General features: G+C 66.3%; 18 protein-coding genes. 14 read left to right on the top strand and 4 right to left on the bottom strand.

Features of this window, described 5'->3' with window-relative positions:
• Nucleotides 1-4 precede the first annotated feature (4 nt).
• The 4 genes from KW836_RS05835 to KW836_RS05820 are packed head-to-tail and all read left to right on the top strand — an operon-like array spanning nt 5 to nt 3,831.
• Nucleotides 5-757, top strand: a complete 753-nt coding sequence (locus KW836_RS05835) for an SDR family NAD(P)-dependent oxidoreductase (protein ID WP_218342672.1) — start codon at nt 5-7, stop codon at nt 755-757.
• A gap of 9 nt (nt 758-766) precedes the next feature.
• Nucleotides 767-1,495 (top strand): SDR family NAD(P)-dependent oxidoreductase, encoded by a 729-nt coding sequence (locus tag KW836_RS05830; protein WP_218342671.1) that lies wholly within the window; start codon nt 767-769, stop codon nt 1,493-1,495.
• Between the two features lie 5 nt (nt 1,496-1,500).
• Entirely contained in the window at nt 1,501-3,207 is a 1,707-nt protein-coding gene (locus KW836_RS05825; RefSeq protein WP_218342670.1) for an FAD-dependent oxidoreductase, read from the top strand.
• A gap of 24 nt (nt 3,208-3,231) precedes the next feature.
• The gene (locus KW836_RS05820; protein WP_218342669.1) at nt 3,232-3,831 is read left to right on the top strand and encodes a glutathione S-transferase; all 600 of its coding nucleotides are present in this window, start codon (nt 3,232-3,234) and stop codon (nt 3,829-3,831) included.
• 27 nt (nt 3,832-3,858) lie between these two features.
• Here KW836_RS05820 and KW836_RS05815 read toward each other — a convergent pair whose 3' ends face one another.
• The gene (locus KW836_RS05815; RefSeq protein WP_370633008.1) at nt 3,859-4,767 is read right to left on the bottom strand and encodes an AraC family transcriptional regulator N-terminal domain-containing protein; all 909 of its coding nucleotides are present in this window, start codon (nt 4,765-4,767) and stop codon (nt 3,859-3,861) included.
• Between the two features lie 151 nt (nt 4,768-4,918).
• On the opposite strand from KW836_RS05815, the gene KW836_RS05810 reads away from it, so the two are divergent.
• Together KW836_RS05810 and KW836_RS05805 are read left to right on the top strand one after the other, a co-directional pair.
• Nucleotides 4,919-5,752, top strand: coding sequence for an oxidoreductase (locus tag KW836_RS05810; protein WP_218342667.1), 834 nt, complete (start codon nt 4,919-4,921; stop codon nt 5,750-5,752).
• Nucleotides 5,753-5,839: 87 nt separating this feature from the next.
• The gene (locus tag KW836_RS05805) at nt 5,840-6,427 is read left to right on the top strand and encodes a hypothetical protein (RefSeq protein ID WP_175122159.1); all 588 of its coding nucleotides are present in this window, start codon (nt 5,840-5,842) and stop codon (nt 6,425-6,427) included.
• Between the two features lie 11 nt (nt 6,428-6,438).
• Here the strand turns inward: KW836_RS05805 and KW836_RS05800 are convergent, their stop codons facing one another.
• Nucleotides 6,439-7,404 carry a LysR family transcriptional regulator gene (locus tag KW836_RS05800; RefSeq protein WP_255595131.1) on the bottom strand — a complete coding sequence of 322 codons (966 nt, stop codon included), beginning with the start codon at nt 7,402-7,404 and terminating at the stop codon, nt 6,439-6,441.
• 93 nt (nt 7,405-7,497) lie between these two features.
• Here KW836_RS05800 and KW836_RS05795 point away from each other — a divergent pair, with 93 nt between their 5' ends.
• The 3 genes from KW836_RS05795 (at nt 7,498) to KW836_RS05785 (ending at nt 9,846) form a co-directional block, all read left to right on the top strand.
• Nucleotides 7,498-8,301: an NADPH-dependent F420 reductase gene (locus KW836_RS05795; protein ID WP_218342666.1), complete on the top strand. Its 804-nt coding sequence runs from the start codon at nt 7,498-7,500 to the stop codon at nt 8,299-8,301.
• Nucleotides 8,302-8,365: 64 nt separating this feature from the next.
• Entirely contained in the window at nt 8,366-9,064 is a 699-nt protein-coding gene (locus KW836_RS05790) for an NADPH-dependent F420 reductase (RefSeq protein WP_218342665.1), read from the top strand.
• A gap of 14 nt (nt 9,065-9,078) precedes the next feature.
• Nucleotides 9,079-9,846 (top strand): SDR family NAD(P)-dependent oxidoreductase, encoded by a 768-nt coding sequence (locus KW836_RS05785; protein ID WP_175122156.1) that lies wholly within the window; start codon nt 9,079-9,081, stop codon nt 9,844-9,846.
• Nucleotides 9,847-9,913: 67 nt separating this feature from the next.
• Here KW836_RS05785 and KW836_RS05780 read toward each other — a convergent pair whose 3' ends face one another.
• Entirely contained in the window at nt 9,914-11,248 is a 1,335-nt protein-coding gene (locus KW836_RS05780; protein ID WP_218342664.1) for a DUF3100 domain-containing protein, read from the bottom strand.
• 380 nt (nt 11,249-11,628) lie between these two features.
• Here KW836_RS05780 and KW836_RS05775 point away from each other — a divergent pair, with 380 nt between their 5' ends.
• The 4 genes from KW836_RS05775 (at nt 11,629) to KW836_RS05760 (ending at nt 15,399) form a co-directional block, all read left to right on the top strand.
• The gene (locus KW836_RS05775; RefSeq protein WP_175122154.1) at nt 11,629-12,564 is read left to right on the top strand and encodes a LysR family transcriptional regulator; all 936 of its coding nucleotides are present in this window, start codon (nt 11,629-11,631) and stop codon (nt 12,562-12,564) included.
• A 73-nt stretch (nt 12,565-12,637) separates the two neighbouring features.
• Entirely contained in the window at nt 12,638-12,829 is a 192-nt protein-coding gene (locus tag KW836_RS05770; RefSeq protein WP_056559812.1) for a DUF2970 domain-containing protein, read from the top strand.
• Between the two features lie 289 nt (nt 12,830-13,118).
• On the top strand, nt 13,119-14,861 hold the full coding sequence (locus KW836_RS05765; RefSeq protein WP_175122153.1) for a nitrite/sulfite reductase: 1,743 nt from the start codon (nt 13,119-13,121) through the stop codon (nt 14,859-14,861).
• A complete protein-coding gene (locus tag KW836_RS05760) occupies nt 14,854-15,399 on the top strand; it encodes a DUF934 domain-containing protein (RefSeq protein ID WP_218342663.1) in 546 nt (181 codons plus the stop codon). Before KW836_RS05765 ends, KW836_RS05760 begins: the two co-directional genes overlap by 8 nt.
• Before the next feature lie 45 nt (nt 15,400-15,444).
• Here KW836_RS05760 and KW836_RS05755 read toward each other — a convergent pair whose 3' ends face one another.
• Complete coding sequence (locus KW836_RS05755; protein ID WP_175122151.1) at nt 15,445-16,233, bottom strand: IclR family transcriptional regulator; 789 nt, start codon at nt 16,231-16,233, stop codon at nt 15,445-15,447.
• Between the two features lie 102 nt (nt 16,234-16,335).
• Between KW836_RS05755 and KW836_RS05750 the strand changes: the two genes are divergently transcribed.
• Nucleotides 16,336-17,325, top strand: coding sequence for a tripartite tricarboxylate transporter substrate binding protein (locus tag KW836_RS05750; RefSeq protein WP_218342662.1), 990 nt, complete (start codon nt 16,336-16,338; stop codon nt 17,323-17,325).

The following is a 17,325-nucleotide window of genomic DNA, read 5'->3' as shown; positions in this document are numbered from 1 at the left end:
AGCCATGATCTCGATGCAAGACAAGCGCGTCCTCGTGACGGGCGCCGGGCGCGGCCTGGGCGCCGCCATTGCCCAGGGCTTCGCGCGCCAAGGCGCGCACGTGATCGTGACCGACGTGGACGCGGCGCTGGCCACCGCCTCGGCGCAAGCCATCATCGCGGCCGGCGGCCATGCCGCGCATGCGGCGCTGGACGTGACCGACGCGGCGGCCGTTCGCGCCTTTGCCGCCGACTGCGCGGCCCGCCACGGACCGCTGGACGTCCTGGTCAACAACGCCGGCATCTCGGCGCGCGCGCCGTTCGACGATCCGCATACGCCCGAGATCTGGGAGCGCGTGATGCAAGTGAACCTGCAAGGCACCTTCAACGTCACGCATGCCTTTGTCGAGCAGCTCAAGGCCACGCGCGGCGCGATCGTCAACCTGTGTTCCATCGTGGCCTACGGCTGCGGTATTTCAACGGCAGGCTACGTCGTATCCAAGGGCGGCGTGCGCTCGTTCACGGAAGTGCTGGCCCGCGATCTCGCCCCCCACGGCGTGCGGGTGAACGCCGTGGCGCCGGGGCTGATGGAAACCGAAATGACCGCCGGGCAGCGCGCCCAGGCGAACGGCACCGACTGGTACATGGGACGTGCACCCATGGCGCGCGCGGGGCGCGCGGATGAGATCGTCGGCCCCATCCTCTTTCTGGCCTCGGACCTGGCCAGCTATGTCAATGGCGTGGTGCTGCCGGTGGACGGCGGCTATCTGGCCGTTTAAGGAGAAATCATGAGTCTGGGTACGGCGTTGGTCACGGGCGGCGCAAGCGGCATGGGCCTGGCGATCGTGGAGCGGCTGGCGCGCGACGGCTTCCGCGTCGTGATGGCTGATCGCAACGCGGCGTTGGCGGACAAGGAATCAAGGGCGCTGGCCGACCGGGGACTGGACGTCGACCATCGCGTCGTGGACCTCGCCGACGAGGCGGCCACGCGCGAACTGGCGCGGTCGTTGCCACCGCTGGCCGCGCTGGTGAACAACGCCGGCATGTTCGACGAGCGCACGTTCTTCGACGTGACGAGCGACGACTACCGCCGCGCCTTCGACGTCAACCTGCTGGCGGTCGCCACGCTGACGCAAGAGGCGGCGCGCGCCATGCTGCCGGGCGCCAAGATCGTGAACATCGCGTCGCGCGCCTATCTGGGCGCCAGGAATCACCCGCATTACGTCGCGTCGAAAGCGGCCCTGGTCGGCTACACCCGCGCATCCGCGATGGAGCTGGCCGGACGGGGCATCCTGGTCAACGCCATCGCCCCCGGCCTCATCGACACGCCATTACTGCGCAATCTGACGCCGGAGCGCATGGCCGCGCAACTGGCCCTGCAGCCCACCGGCCGGGCGGGCCGGCCGGAAGACATCGCCAATGCCGTGTCCTTTCTGGCCGCGCCGCACATGGACTTCATTACGGGCCAGGTCATCTTCGTGGACGGCGGCAAGTCGCTGGGCGGCTCAGGAGCGTAGGCAGCATGAACCACATCACCTGGGACAAGGAAGTGGACGCGCTCGTCGTGGGCTCGGGCGCGGGCGGCATGGCGGCGGCACTGACCGCGCACGAGGAAGGCCTGGAGGTATTGCTGATCGAGAAGACCGACCGCATCGGCGGGTCGACGGCGATATCCGGCGGCGCGGTGTGGATACCGCTAAACTCGCAGACGGAAGCGGCGGGCCATCCGGACAGCATGGACGACGTGTGGACCTACCTGGATCAAACGGTGGGCACGGCGGCGCCCGAGCACATGAAGCGCGCTTACCTGGATGCGGGCCCGCGCATGATGGATTACCTCGTGTCCCGCGGCCTGCTGCAGCTTGCCGCGCGGACCGCTTCGCCCGACTACTACCCTGACCGGCCCGGCGCCGCGATGGGCGGGCGCTCGCTCGACCCGGTCGAGTTCGATGGCCGCAAACTGGGCAGCCGTTTCAACCAGCTGCGCGACCCGCTGAAGGAATTCACCGTGCTCGGTGGGATGATGGTCAACATCACCGACGTGCGGCACCTGCTGCGCGCCACGCGCTCGTTCGCGGCCTGGCGGCACAGCATGGCGCTGGTGTTGCGTTTCGCCTCGGACCGCGCCCGCGGTTACCACCGGGGCACCCGGCTACTGCTTGGCAACGCGCTGGCGGCTCAGCTGTTCCATGGACTGCTGACGCGCAACATCGAATACTGGCTGCAAGCGCCAGCGCTCTCGCTGCACCGGGACGCCAACGGGCGCGTGCTGGGCGCCGCGGTGTCACGGGACGGTACGACGCTGAACGTCCGCGCGCGCCGCGGCGTCGTGATGGCGACGGGCGGCTTCCCGTGGGATGCGGAAAGGCGCTCACAAACGTATCCGCAGCCAACCGGCAGTTGGTCGATGTCCCCGCGCGGCAACACGGGCGACGGCATCCGGCTGTCGGAGCAGGCCGGCGCGGCTTTCGGAAGCGGCTACGCCAGTCCGGCATTCTGGGCGCCTGTCTCGGTTCTGGACGCCGGCAACGGAACGCCGCTCAATTACCCGCATCTGGTCTGGGACCGCGCCAAGCCCGGGCTGATCGCGGTGAACGGCGCGGGCAAACGTTTCGTCAACGAAGCGACCTCGTATCACGAGTTCGTGCAGGCCATGTATCGCAGCAACGAAACGGCGCCCAGCATCCCGGCATTCCTGGTCTGCGACCAGCGGTTCATCGACACCTGGGGTCTGGGCCTCGCCCTGCCGGGCGGGCGGCCCCGCCAGCACCTGATCGACCAGGGCTACCTGCTGCAGGCGTCCACGCTGGCTGAACTGGCCGAACGGCTTGCCATGCCCGCCGCCGCACTGCAGTCCACTGTCGAACGCTACAACCGGCACGCCGCGCAAGGACACGATCCGGACTTCGGCAAGGGCGGGACCGCCTACAACCGCTACCTTGGCGATCCGGATCACCAGCCGAATCCCTGCCTCGCGCCGCTCGGCAAGGGACCGTACTACGCGGTCAAGGTGTACCCCGGCGACATCGGCACCGCCTGCGGCATAGCAGCCAACGCGCACGCGCAGGCACTGGACGCGGCCGGCGCGCCGATCCCCGCGCTTTACGTCGCGGGCAATGACATGCAGTCCGTGATGGGCGGCGCATACCCCGCGCCCGGCATCACGCTCGGCCCCGCTCTGACCTTTGGCTGGGTGGCTGGACAGCACCTGGCCCATGCGCAACACTGACGCCTCTCACCGACAGGGAACCCCATGAAAATTTTCTTCTCGCCTGCTTCGCCGTTTGTCCGCAAGTGCATGGTCATCGCCCATGAACTCGGCCTGGTCGACCGCATTGAAAAGCTGCCAAGCGCCGCCGGTCCCGTCGCCCGCGACCAGACCATCATCCGGAGCAACCCGCTGGGCCAGGTGCCCACGTTCATCACCGATGACGGTCAGGCGCTGTTCGACAGCCGCGTCGTCTGCGAGTATCTGAACGATCTGGGCGGCGGCACGTTCTTCCCCGCCGGCAAGGCCCGCTGGCCGGTGCTGGCCGAGCAGGCGATGGCCGACGGCATGCTGGGTGCGGCGCTGCTGGCGCGCTATGAGACCGTGCTGCGCCCGGAGGCGTTGCGCTGGGATGGCTGGGTTGAAGGACAGCTTGGCAAGGTGCGCGACGGTCTCGCGCTCATCGAGAAGAACGCCGCAGGCCTTGAAGGCCGGCTGGACATCGGCACCATCACCATCGGTTGCGCATTGGGCTACCTGGACTTCCGCTTCCCGGATCTGGACTGGCGCGCGTCGCATCCCGCCACGGCCAAGTGGTTCGAAGGGTTCAGCCAGCGTCCGTCGATGCAGGCCACCAAGCCTTGAACGAACCGTCGGCGGGCAGCCGCCGATTCAGTGTGACGACACGTAGGTGGCGTCCGCGAATGCCGGCAAAGCGAAGCCATCGCGCATGCGTCGCGCCTCCGCCGCCGGCGTCAGGCCAAACAGGCGCTTGAACTCGCGGCTGAACTGGGACGGGCTTGTGTAGCCCACCGCCTGACTCGCCGACTCGGCCGTAAGGTCCTGCCGCACCATCAAGAGACGCGCCTGGTGCAGGCGCGTCGATTTCACGTACTGCATGGGAGAGACCTGCGTCACCGCCTTGAAATGGCTGTGAAAGCTGGGGACGCTCATGCCCGCCTCGTCGGCCAGCCGCATCACGTCAAGCGGCCGGGCGTATTCCGCGTGAATGAGGCGCAGGGATCTGCCGATCCGGCCAAACTGCCCGCGCACGGACAACGCTTCCCGCATCGAACCGCCCTGCGGGCCGGTCAGCACGCGGAAATACAGCTCACGCAACAGCCCCGGTCCCAGCACGGCGGCTTCCAGCGGCCGGGACATGGCCTCGATGAATCGCAGCACCGACGTGCGCATCGTGTCATCCATCGGCGTCGACAACATGCTCTGCGGCGGCTGGGCTGCCGCCGCGGCGCCGGCGGCGTCGATCTGCGACGCCAGTTCCGCGGCCAGCGCGAAATCCAGGTGCAGGTACAGCGCCAGCAGCGGGCGCTCGGGCGTTGCGTCGGTCTCCATGCTGAAGGGCACCGGGACGGACACGGCCAGGTAATGCTGCTCGTCGTACAGGTACAGCCGATCGCCGAAGTAGCCGCGCTTGCGGCCCTGACAGACGATCACGATGCCCGGGTCATACAGCACCGGCGTGCGCGCGAGCGCCCGGTTGGCGCGCAGCACGCGCACGCTGGGCAACGCGGTCAGGTTGTAGCCCTCATCAGGCGCCAGGCCGCGCAGCAGCGCGGCCATGCGGCTTTCGGCAGGATCCGCGCCCACCGCGTCGTCGGGGGCCGTGGCGTTGGTATTCATAGCTTTGTGCAAGATAAGCAGCGGAATACGGCTTATCCGCGCAGTTTGGCAAGACTACCATGCATTCTCCAATGACTTCGGAGCCCCCTCCATGACCTCCTCCAAAACCCTGCTCATCACGGGCGTCAGCAGCGGCTTCGGCCGCGCCCTGGCCGAGGAAGCCCTGGCCGCAGGCCACCGCGTTGTCGGCACGGTGCGCGGCGAGCCGGCCCGCCTCGCGTTTGAAAGCCTGTCTCCCGGCGCTGCGATCGGTCGCGTGTTGGACGTGACCGACTTCGACGCCATTGACGGCGTGGTGGCCGATATCGAGGCCAGCGTCGGCGCCATCGACGTGCTGGTCAACAACGCGGGCTACGGCCATGAAGGCGTGATGGAAGAGTCGCCCCTGCCGGAAATGCGCCGCCAGTTCGACGTGAATGTGTTTGGCGCGGTCGCGATGATGAAGGCAGTCCTGCCCTTCATGCGCCAGCGCCGGCGCGGCCACATCCTGAACATCACTTCCATGGGCGGCCACATCACCATGCCGGGCATCGCGTACTACTGCGGCAGCAAGTTCGCGCTGGAGGGGATTTCCGAAGCCCTGGGCAAGGAAGTGCAGCCGCTGGGCATTGCCGTGACGGCGGTGGCGCCGGGGTCGTTCCGCACCGACTGGGCGGGCCGATCCATGACGCGCACGCCCCGCACCATTGCGGACTACGACGCCCTCTTCGACCCTATCCGCAAGGCCCGCGAAGAGAAAAGCGGCCGTCAGCTGGGGGATCCGCGCAAGGCGGCGCGCGCCATGCTGGCGGCCATCGACGCCGATCATCCTCCCGCGCACCTGCTGCTCGGCAGCGACGCGCTCGGGTTGGTGCGGGGCAAGCTGGCCTCCTTGCAGGAGGAATTGACGGCGTGGGAGACGGTTACGAAATCCACAGATGGGTAAAGCCTTTCGCAGAGGCCTTTGCTACAGTGAACTTGCATCTCCCCGGACAGACCAACCCAAAGGTCAATCACGACAAGGAGCCCCCGCATGGCCATTTCTGCGATCTCCGCCATCCCCCACGTCGCCGCGCCTTATCCGGCGCGCGTTTCGATGCTGGATGAGAACCGCCCTGCCTGGGAAGCCGAACGCGCCGCGCAGAACTTCGCCGCCCGGCAGGCCCAGCGCACCGCGCAAGCCCAGGCCGCCCGCGACGCCCAGCGCGTGGAACGCGCTCAGGCTGACAGATTGGCAAGGGCGGAACAAGACGCCCCGCCTGTCAGACACAAAGCCGACCCTGCCGTCGCGCCCCTTGCCCTCATCGCGCCCGCCATCAATATCGATGAATTGCGCGACCTGTACGCGGACGCCCGGATGCGGCGCGCGGTCGAGGACTTTGCCGCGCGGCCGGACCCGGTGGCGCAACGCGCCGACATCGCTAACGACTGGGGCACCATCGAAGGCCTGGCGCCGCTGCAACCCTATCGCGTCGCCATGGGCAATCCGCAGGTGGAATTGCAGGCGGCGGCTGTCATGAAGGCGGCGAGCGCCGGCATCCCAGCAGTGGCCAACATCGGGCCCACTGAAAATGTGACCGACAACGCGCGCTACCGGCCGGGCCAATCACGCTGGATGTAAGCGGACGGCGTTCAGGCGTCTCCGCCCTTGAACGCCTCCACGCTCAGATCCACGAAAGTGCGCACCTTGGGATCCATATAGCGGCTGGATGCGAACACGGCATGAACGGGTGCCGGAATTTCAGCCCAGCACGCAAGCACACAGGCGAGGCTGCCGTCCGCCACGAACGGCGCTGCCATGAAACGTGGCAGCTGCGCGATTCCCAGCCCCGCGACGGCAAGATTCTTTGCCGCGATGATGCTGTTGACGGCACAACTGGGCGTCGCCGTGACCCTTTCCGCTATCGCCTCTTTGACCAGCGTCCAACTCGAGCGGCCACGGATTGTCTTCATGATCAACGCGTGGTGTTTCAAATCTCCGACTGCGGATAGCTTCGGTGCGCGCTTGAGGTAGTTCGGCGCTGCATACAGCCCGTATGACACTTCGCCAAGCCGACGCGCAGAAAGCCCTGAATCCTCCAGCGCGCCGACACGGATTGCGACGTCGAATCCTTCATGGATGATGTCCACCAGCCGGTTCGTGTATTCCGCTTCCACGGTCACCTTGGGCGCCGCGCGCAGAAACGCCGCAATCCAGTCATCCACCACCATCGTCCCGAACTCGGCGCCCGCCGTGATCTTGAGCAATCCCTTGGGCTCGCGGGACTGCTGCGCCACCGCGGCCTCAGCCGCCTCAGCAGCGGTCAGGATGCAGACGGCGCGTTCGAAATAGTCCCGCCCCACCTCGGTCACATTGAGGCGGCGTGTCGAACGGGTAAGGAGTTGGACGCCCAGCTTTTCTTCCATACGCCTGACGATGCGGCTGACGCGCGCCTTATCGGTGCCAAGCCGCTCGGCCGCGGACGTGAACGAGCCATCGGTCACCACCGCCGCGAAAACTCTCATTTCGGGCAAATCGATTGATGTATTCATGGACAACAGTATTTGCCTTTCAGCACCATTTATCAATCCGGGAGCCGAATCTACAGTGAGCTTCATGCAACACGCTGCACATCGGCCGCGACGCGGCGGGTGTGCCCTGCATGACATCTGCCGGCGAATTCCGCCGCGCTCCATCAACGGATATCTACGATGAAACAAACAATCGGAATCATTGGCGCCGGCCTTGTCGGCAAGGCTGTCGCGCGTCTGGCCGTCGCGGCGGGTCACAACGTCGTGATCAGCAATTCACGCGGTCCCGAAACGCTCTCTGCGCTGACCAAAGCCTTGGGACCCCTTGCCCGTGCCGGCTCGGTCGACGAAGCGATCGCAGCGGGAGACATCGTCTCGCTCGCCATTCCGTTGGCGACATTCGAAAGCCTGCCGGCCGACCGGTTCGCCGGAAAGGTCGTGCTCGACCAGACCAACTACTACCCCGGCATGGGCGGATTTCGCCGCCCCGATCTTGATGCAGGCGAACTGACATCAAGCGAACTCATCCAGCGGCACCTGCCAGGCGCGGCGGTGGTCAAGGGGCTTCACAACCTGAGCTGGATTCACATGGAAAGCAACGCCCGCCCCAAGGGCAATGCTGATCGGACAACGCTGCCCATTGCCGGTGACGACGCCGACGCGGTGCAGACCGTGACGCGCTTCATCGAGGCAGTGGGCTACGACGTCGTCAACGCCGGCTCGCTTGCCGACAGCTGGCGCGTGGAACCCGGTACGCCGATCTACTTCTGGCGGTATGCGCCGGTCGTTCCCGCGGGCGTGTCGGATGACGAGGCCAAGAGGATCTACCAGCAGCGGGGCGAGCCGGTTCTCCCGCAAGAGGCACGCAAGCTCATCAATGAGGCGGTGCGTCCGTCCCCGATCGGTGGAACGCTGGTGGGCATGCCGAAAGTGCACGTGGATCTTTTCCTCGAGCAGGCCAGCGCCGACACCGTCAAGCAATAACTCCCTGGCGCCCGGTGCCCGTTCGCGGCGCCGCCAGCCGCATTCATCGTTAGCGGAAAGTGCAATGAAGATAGGAATTCTGAACACCGGCAACATCGGTAGCCAGCTCGCGCGAGCCTGGGCCTCCGCCGATCATCAACTGGTGCTTGCCAAGGACGGCGAAGATCGCAAGATCTCTCCCTTGCTTGCCGAGCTGGCCGACGACGCAAGGCTTGGCACCATCAAACAGGCAGCAGACTTCGGTGAAGCGGTGCTCTTCTCGGTCTATTGGCCTCGGGTGGACGCCGTGATCGACGCGGTGGGCAATGCGCTCGACGGCAAGATCGTGATCGAAACCATGAACCCGCTTGGCGTCACCGGCGATTTCGAACACTTCCATGATCATGCCTTCATGCGAGACAGCTCGACCGCCGAATACCTGCAAAAAAAACTTCCTGCGGCGCGGGTGGTAAAGGCGTTCAGCCTGATGGCCGCGCCCGCGCTGGAAGCCGCCGCCTGGGCGTCATCGCCGTCCAGGCCCAACGTTTTCTATGCCACGGACGACCCCGAAGCCGGTCAGGTCGTGCGAAAGCTGGTCGACGACGCGGGCTTTGCGCCCGTCAACGCAGGCCCGCTGAAGGCAGCTCGCCAGCTGGAGCAGTTGGGTGTGCTGCTGCACCACATCGCGCGGCACGAATACGGCGGCGATGCGGATCTGATTCGAATGGGGCTGTCGGTTGTTTTGGCAGATCCAGGGCCCATCGTGCGCGAACGCATCGTTTGACCAAGGAGATTTCCATGTCACAGATGCTAGTTGGAAAAACCGCCCTGGTGACCGGAGGGTCCCGCGGCATCGGCCGTTCGATCGCTGAACGTCTGGCCCAGGAAGGTGCGATGGTCGCGCTGACCTACAACGTCAGCAAGGCTGGCGCGGACGACGTGGTTGGCGCCATTCAAGCAGCCGGAGGCCGCGCTTTCGCACTGCACGCCGATCTGACCGATGCAAACACCATTCCGGCCCTGTTCGAGAATCTTGACGGCAGGCTCGCTGACCTGATGGGCAGCAACGCACTCGACATTCTCGTGAACAATGCGGGAAATTCCGGCTGGGGCGGATTGGCGGAGGCCACCCCGGAGAGTTGGGACACGCTCTTCGCCGTCCACGCCCGCGCACCTTTTTTCATGGTTCAAGCCGCACTGAGCCGTCTGTCCCGCAATGGTCGGATCATCAATATCTCTTCCGGCGCCGGCGTGCGGGCAATGTCCGCCGTGCCCATCTACTCGATGGCCAAGGCCAGCATCAACAACCTGACCCACGCGCTTGCCCAGGAGCTGGGCACGCGCGGCATCACGGTGAATGCCGTGGCGCCAGGCTGGATTCGCACCGACATGAACGCCGCCGTCCGCGAAAATGCCGCCATGGTTAAAGCGATAGAAGCCGACACAGCGCTTGGCCGATTCGGCGAAACCTCGGAGATCGCCGCGACGGTGGCCTTTCTCGCCTCGGACGAAGGCCGTTGGGTGACCGCCCAGGTCATCGAGGCAAGCGGCGGCTACAAACTCTGACGCCAGCAAGGCCCAGAAAATGACAAAGCCGCCTGCAACAGGCGGCTTTTTCGCGAAGCGTGATGGATCAGTGGAAGAATTCCGCGATCATCGTGGCGCCCATGAACGTGCCGGCGTTCGCCGCCAGCGACACCACCACGATCTTCCAGCCCAGCTTGCGGAACGCAGGCAGGTCCTTCAGGATCGACAGGCCGGCCATCGCCAGGATCACCGTCGTGAACGGCAGGAAATTGACCTTGCCGACCATCGCGATGATCTGATCCGAATACGGCAGCACGCCCGGGCAGCCGGCGGTCATGGCGATCACCGACAGCACGAACACGGCCGGCAGCTTGGGCACGACGCGCAGGATCAGGTCGGTGATGACGACCAGCAGCACGATGATGGCCATGCCCGGCAGCGCGTCCGCGAACGGCACGTTGTAGCCCAGGCGATTGCCCACCAATGCGAACAGGCCACAGATGACGTAGGCGGTCAGGCGGTCGCCGAAGCCCATCTTCGAGCCGTGCGCGGGCACGTCTTCCGACACGCTGTCGTCGACCACGGCCTCGTTCTTGCCCCACGAGAAGCGGCCCAGCACGGGCTCGAGCTTGCCGTACAGGAAGATCGTCGTGGGCAGCGAGATGAACAGCGTGAAGTACACACCGACCACCGTCGTCAGCAGGTTGGCCGCGGCGGCCAGCGCAGCGACCTGATGCGCCATTTCGGGCGTCTGCTGCGAAGCGATCGCGCCCACGCCTGCGGCCATCATGCTGCCCGAGCCCACGCCGGCGCCCATGGCGAGCGAGCGCGGATCGAAGATGTTCAGGCTGGTGATGAAGCCCGCCATCAGCGCCACGAACAGCGCGCCGATCACGGTGCCGGTGATGTATTCGGCCATGACGCCGCGGCCTTCCGGCGAGTTCATGCCGTAGCGCTCGCCGATGATCGCCAGGCTGGGCTCGCGGCCCACCGAGAACGTCGCGCCAATCGCTTCACGCTTGATGCCGAGCAGCAGCGCCAGCGGCAGGCCGATGGCCATGGTGCCGAAGAAGTGGCCGAACTCCTGGAACACCAGCGCCCAGCCGGCCTCGCGCACCTGCGGCAACGCGCCGCCCACCATCAGACCCAGCTTGGCCAGGAACGGCAGCAGCGCGTATTGCAGGTAGCCGCTGATGCGGGTCTGCATCGCCTTGTCGATGCCGGCGCCTGCCGGCAGCCGCTGGCCGAACGCCGCAACCACCGCGCCGATGAAAATGGCCCACAGCATGGGCTGCAGGATGATCTTGCCCGGACCGACCGAGAAGGTGACGCTGCCGATCGCTTCGGAAATGACCACCACCAGCAGGATGGCGGCGAGCATGCGCACGCGCCCCGATAGCGGCATGGAAGGCGAAGCCAGGCTTGCGCTGGCATGAGACATTGGTTTTCCCCTGATGACGTGAATAGTGATCGTGGCGGCGGGCCGGACGAACCCGGAAACCGGCGCGCGGACGTCCAGGCAGAGCCGGCGGGGCGAGCGAATTCGGAAGGTTCGGGCGACGGCGCTTGAAGAGCGGCTCGGTCGATTCAAACGGCCAACACAGCGCGAACGGCGCGCGCAGCGGGCGGCCGATTCGGACTGCGCAATTTTCGCCCACCCCTCTGGCGGGCAACCATGACACGGGCCGCCGAGAAACGTTGCGTAAAATGCAACGAATTCGCCTTTCCTCGGAAAATTTTGCACGGGACAAATCGAAATAAGGGTAAACCCTTAATTCCTTTCGTGGAAAATCAGCCGCATTCCGCCCGGAGCCAGCCGCCATGGACGAACAACTCGACGCGCGCCGCACGCATTACTTCATGCAGGTCATGAGCCGGGGATCCGTGCGCGGCGCGGCCGAGGCCCTGGAAATGGACCCGTCCGCCGTCAGCCGCGCGATCGCCGCCCTGGAGCGCGACTGCGGCATGGCGCTGTTCGAACGCCGGGGACGTGGCCTCGTGCCCACCGATGCCGGCCACATCCTGGCGCGCTATGTAAAACGGCAGCAGGACATCCAGGAGAGCTTCTTCTCCGAAATCGACAGCCTGCGCAAAGCCGAACGCGGCCACATCGACCTGGTGTTGGGCGAAGGCTTTGTGGAGCTGATGTTCGACCGCGTGCTGCCGGGCTACTGGCGCAGCCATCCCGAAGTCACGCTGGACATCGACGTGGCCCGCACGTCCGAAATCGTCCAGCGCATCGTCGACGACCGCGCGTACATCGGGCTGGTGTTCCAGCCGCCCAACGATGCCCGGCTGCGCACGCATTACTCGCGGCCCGAGCCGATACGGGCCATCGTGCGTCAGGACCACCCGCTGACGCGCCTGCGCCGGCCCCTCTTGCTGACCGATCTGGCCGACTACCCCGGCGCGTCCATGCAGGAAGGGTTTGGCGTGCGCCAGCACATCCAGGCCGCCGAGATCAGCGAGCAGGTCCGGCTGCACAACGTGCTGACCACCTCGTCGTTCAAGGCGCTTTGGCAGTTCGCGGCGGCCGGCATCGGCTACGCGCTCACGCCCCCCATCGCCGTCACCGCCGACATGCAGGCCCAGCGCCTCGCGAGCCTGCCGCTGGCCAATCCCATCCTGAACCAGGGCAGCCTGCACGTCCTGAGCCGCGCCGGCCGCCACATCTCGCCGGCCGCGCGCGAACTGCTGGAACACATCGTGCGCGGCATCGGCGCACACGCCGCCGCGCCATCTGATACGGTCGGCTGACGCGGATCTGCATCTGTCTGCCGGACACGCCAGCGTCTACAGTGGGCCGTCAAGAATCCGCCCGGAGGCGCATATGCTCGGTTTCCTGCGCACGGTCCGCTCCGTGCTGTGGGCCTTCTTCGGCGTACGCCGCGGCCGCGGCTACGACGCCGACATCGCCCACAACAAGCCCGGCCCCCTCATCGCCACCGGCCTGCTGCTCGCGGCCTGCCTGGTGATCATTCTGGTGTTCGTGGCCCGGTGGGCGGTGAATGCGGCGTTGTAGGGGTTTAGGGGCTTGTTCTACGACAAGCCGCATATTCATATATGCGCGTACGCTCGCGGCTGGTTTCGACGACCTCCGCAAAATAGCCGACCGGCCGCCCGAAGACGGGGCAGCCCCCTCGGGAGGCTGCTAGCGCGCGCGGCGTGGGAGCCCTTATTTCTTTATTACCAGAATGACTTAGACGGTGTTCGCGGGTCGCTGTTACGGTTATGAATCCCGTTTTGCCGGCGCCGTGCGCCCGACCCCGCCCCCGGGGTTCAGACCGAAAAGACTTCCAAGGGCAGTAGACATGTACGTGTATGACCCCGTCGACCAACAGCTTGTCGAGCAGCGTGTCGCGCAGTTTGCCGATCAGACGCGCCGCTTTCTCGACGGCCAGCTAACCGAGGACGATTTCCGCGTCCTGCGCCTGCAGAACGGCCTGTACATCCAGCGCCACGCGCCCATGCTGCGCGTCGCCATTCCGTATGGCTTGCTGGCGTCGCGCCAGTTGCGCACCCTGGCGCACATCGCGCGCAAGTGGGACCGCGGCTACGGACACTTCAGCACGCGCCAGAACATCCAGTTCAACTGGCCCAAGCTGGAAGACGTGCCGGACATCCTGGCGGAACTCGCCACGGTGCAGATGCACGCCATCCAGACCAGCGGCAACTGCATCCGCAACACCACCACCGACCACTTTGCCGGCGTCGCGCCGGACGAACTCGTGGATCCGCTGATCTGGTGCGAGATCATCCGCCAGTGGTCCACGCTGCATCCCGAGTTCGCCTTCCTGCCGCGCAAGTTCAAGATCGCGGTCAGCGGCGCCGTGGAAGACCGCGCGGCCGTGGGCGTGCACGACATCGGCCTGCAGGCGGTCGAGCGCGACGGCAAGCTGGGCTTTCGCGTGTGGATCGGAGGTGGCCTGGGCCGCACGCCCATCGTCGGCAAGCTCATCAATCCGTTCGTCGAATGGCAGCACCTGCTGACCTATCTGCAGGCCGCGCTGCGGGTCTACAACCTGCATGGCCGCCGCGACAACAAGTACAAGGCGCGCATCAAGATCCTGGTCAAGGACCTGACGCCCGAGGTCTACGCGCAGCAGGTCGATGAAGAGTGGCAGCGCATCAAGGGCGGCCCCGACACCATCACGCAGGAATTCGTGGACCGCATCAAGGCGCGCTTCGTCTGGCCGCAGCACGACGCCGCCGCCGCGTCCGACATCGACAACACCGACGCGCTGGCCGCGGGCGACAAGCGCTTCGCGCGCTGGCTGCGCACCAACGTGCATGCGCACAAGGTTGCCGGCTACGCCGCCGTGACCGTGTCGCTCAAACCCACCGGCGTGCCGCCGGGCGACATCACCGCGGACCAGATGGATGCGGTGGCCGACCTGGCCGACGACTTCGGCTACGGCGAACTGCGCGTGTCGCACGAACAGAACCTGATCCTGGCCGACGTGCGCCGCGCGCGGCTGCACGAGTTGTGGCAAAAGCTTGAGGCCCTGAACCTCGCCACGCCCAACGTCGGTCTGCTCACCAACATCATCGCCTGTCCGGGCGGAGACTTCTGCGCGCTGGCCAACGCCGTCTCCATTCCCGTAGCCGAAGCCATCCAGCGCCAGTTCGACAACCTGGATTACCTGTTCGAGATCGGCGAACTTGATCTGAACATCTCGGGCTGCATCAACTCCTGCGGCCATCACCATGTGGGCCACATCGGCATTCTTGGCGTCGATAAGGCCGGCGAGGAGTGGTATCAGGTCACGGTGGGCGGCCGCCAGAACGGCGCCGCCAAGCCGCTGCCCGATCTGGAATCCACGCATGGCGGCGGCGCGGCCATCGGCCGCATCATCGGCCCGTCGTTCGCGCGGCATCAGGTGCCGGGCGTGGTGGACCGGTTGATCCGCACGTATCTGGGCCTGCGCGACAGCGACGCCGAACGCTTCATCGACGTGGTGGACCGCGTCGGCATCGATCCCTTCAAGCAGGACGTGTACGCGGACCCTGCCTTCGCCAAACCCACGCAGCAAGCGGAGCCCGCCCATGTCTGAGATCTACGCCCACGACGCCCCCGGCCCGCATCTCATCCGCAACGGCAAACTCGAGGCCGACACGTCGCGTCCGTTCGTCCCCGAACCCGAAGTGCCCGCCGAAGGCCAGGTCCCGTCCGACGAACCCGGCTGGATTGTGCCGCTGGCCGTCTGGAAGACTTCGCGCAACACGCTGCGCCGCCACAAGCATCCCGTGGCCGTGCTGCTCAACCCCGACGCCGACCTGGCGGACCTGGCGGACGCCGACGGCGTGCTGCATCCCGAGGGCATCGCGTTCATCGCTGTGGACTTTCCGGTCTACACCGATGGCCGCGGTTATTCGCTGGCGCAGCTGCTGCGCACGCGCTACGGCTGGCAGGGCGAGCTGCGCGCAGTCGGCGACGTGATGATCGACACCATCCACTACCAGGCGCGCGTGGGCTTTGACAGCTTCCTCGTCAAGCCGGGACACGACCCGCACAAGGCGCTGGACGCCTTCAAGACGTTCACGGTGCATTACCAGAAGACGTACCGCGTGCCGACGCCGGCCACGGCCTGAACGAAACGGCCCCCACCCGCCGCTGGAACGGCATCGCGGCGAGCCTCAATCCCCCTCGCCCGCCCCGTGCGGCATGCCGAATCCGCTCTGCGACACCTGCGCGCGGATCAGTTCGGCAATGCTGCGCTGGCGCGGCGCCTGCATCCGGCTGATGAGGCTGGACACGCTGACCGCCAGCCGCGGATAGCCGCCCGCATCGCACAGCGCCATGCCCACACCCAACACGCCCGGCACCGCCGCGTTTCCCACCACGGCCCAGCCACGCCCGCGCGTGTTCTCCACCAGCCGCCGCATCTGCGCCACCGTCATCCCGCCGTAGGCGCGTAGCGCCTGCTCGTTCTGCATCACCACCTCGTCGGCTTCCGCGGCCGGCAAGGCGCCCAGCAGCGCCAACCCGGCCGCGCCCACGCCCAACGGCTGGCGGTGCCCGACCGTCACGGCCAGCACCTGCACCGGGTAATTGCCGACCTCGCGATGCAGGCACAGCGAATCGTTCGCAGCGCGGCAGATGAGAAACGCCGAATCGCCGCTGACGTCGCTGATCTGTCGCAGCAATGGCCGAAGACTGCGCACGGCCTGCGCGTGCGGGTCGCCGGCCATCATCACGCCCAGTTCAGCAACGCGCCAGCGCGGCGCGCCCGATTCCCGCAGCGCGTAGCCCTCCTCGACCAGCACATCCAGGTATCGATACACCGTGGACCGCTGCATGCCCGCGGCCCGCGCGATGTCCACCACGTGCATGCCGGCCGCGCCGGCCTGGCGCAGCACGCCCAGCACCTTCAGCCCGCGCCGCAGGATGCGCGGACCGGAACCCTCGGAATCCGGTTTGTTCAATTTCTGGACACCTTGCGTTGATAGGGCCTCCATCAAAGCCGAATATGAAGGCGGACAGACGAAGAGCTGTCCAATTATTAGACAAACAGGACGGAGACAACAATGAAGACATTCGGCAAGCGCTGGACCGCTGCGGCGGTGGCCTTGAGCGGGGCGCTGATGACCGCCGCCCCGGCCTGGGCGGCCAAAACCTATCCCGATCGCCCCATCACCCTTGTCGTCGGCTATGCGGCCGGCGGCGCAACCGACATCGTGGCGCGCCTGATGGCCAAGTCCCTGGCCGAAGAACTGGGGCAGACGGTCGTGGTCGAGAACAAGACCGGGGCCAACAGCAACATCGGCGCCGAGATCGTCTCGCGTGCCGCGCCCGACGGGTACACGCTCTATGTCGGGTCGATCGCCAACACCATCAACCGCACGCTGTACAGCCAGCTGAATTACGACTTCGTCAAAGGCTTCGAACCCGTCGGGTTGCTGGCGACCATTCCGAACATCCTGGTGGTCAATCCCAAGCTGCCGATCAAGACGGTGCAGGAATACATCGCCTATGCCAAGCAGCATCCCGGCAAGCTGACGTGCGCGTCGTCCGGCAGCGGATCGTCCATTCATCTGTCCTGCGAGCTCTTCAAGATGAAAACCGGCACCGACATCCTGCACGTACCGTATCGCGGCAGCGGTCCCGCCGTGGCGGACCTGCTGGGCGGTCAGGTGGACTCCATGTTCGACAACCTGCCCTCGTCCCTGCCCCACGTGCAGGCGGGCAAGCTGCGCGCCATCGGCGTCACCTCGCCCCAGCGCCTGCCGGCCACGCCCGATGTGCCCACCTTGGCGGAGTCCGGCCTGCCTGACTTCGACGTGGAATCGTGGTTTGGCCTGGTGGCGCCGGCCGGCACGCCCCGGCCCGTCATCGACCGCCTGAACCAGGCGCTGAACAAGGCGCTCGCGACGCCAGCCCTGCAAACCTCCTACAAGCAAGGCGGCTTCTTCCCGCCCCAAGCGCCGAACACGCCGGAGACCTTCGCCAAGAAGATCGCCAGCGAGATCGACAAGTGGGGCGCGGTGGTGAAAAGCGCCAACCTCAAGGCCAATTAA

It is taken from the genome of Achromobacter sp. ACM05 (genome assembly GCF_019218915.1).
GTDB lineage: Bacteria > Pseudomonadota > Gammaproteobacteria > Burkholderiales > Burkholderiaceae_B > Achromobacter > Achromobacter animicus.
Note: the sequence above shows the minus strand (reverse complement) of the source record. Positions and strands in the feature narration are given on the sequence as shown.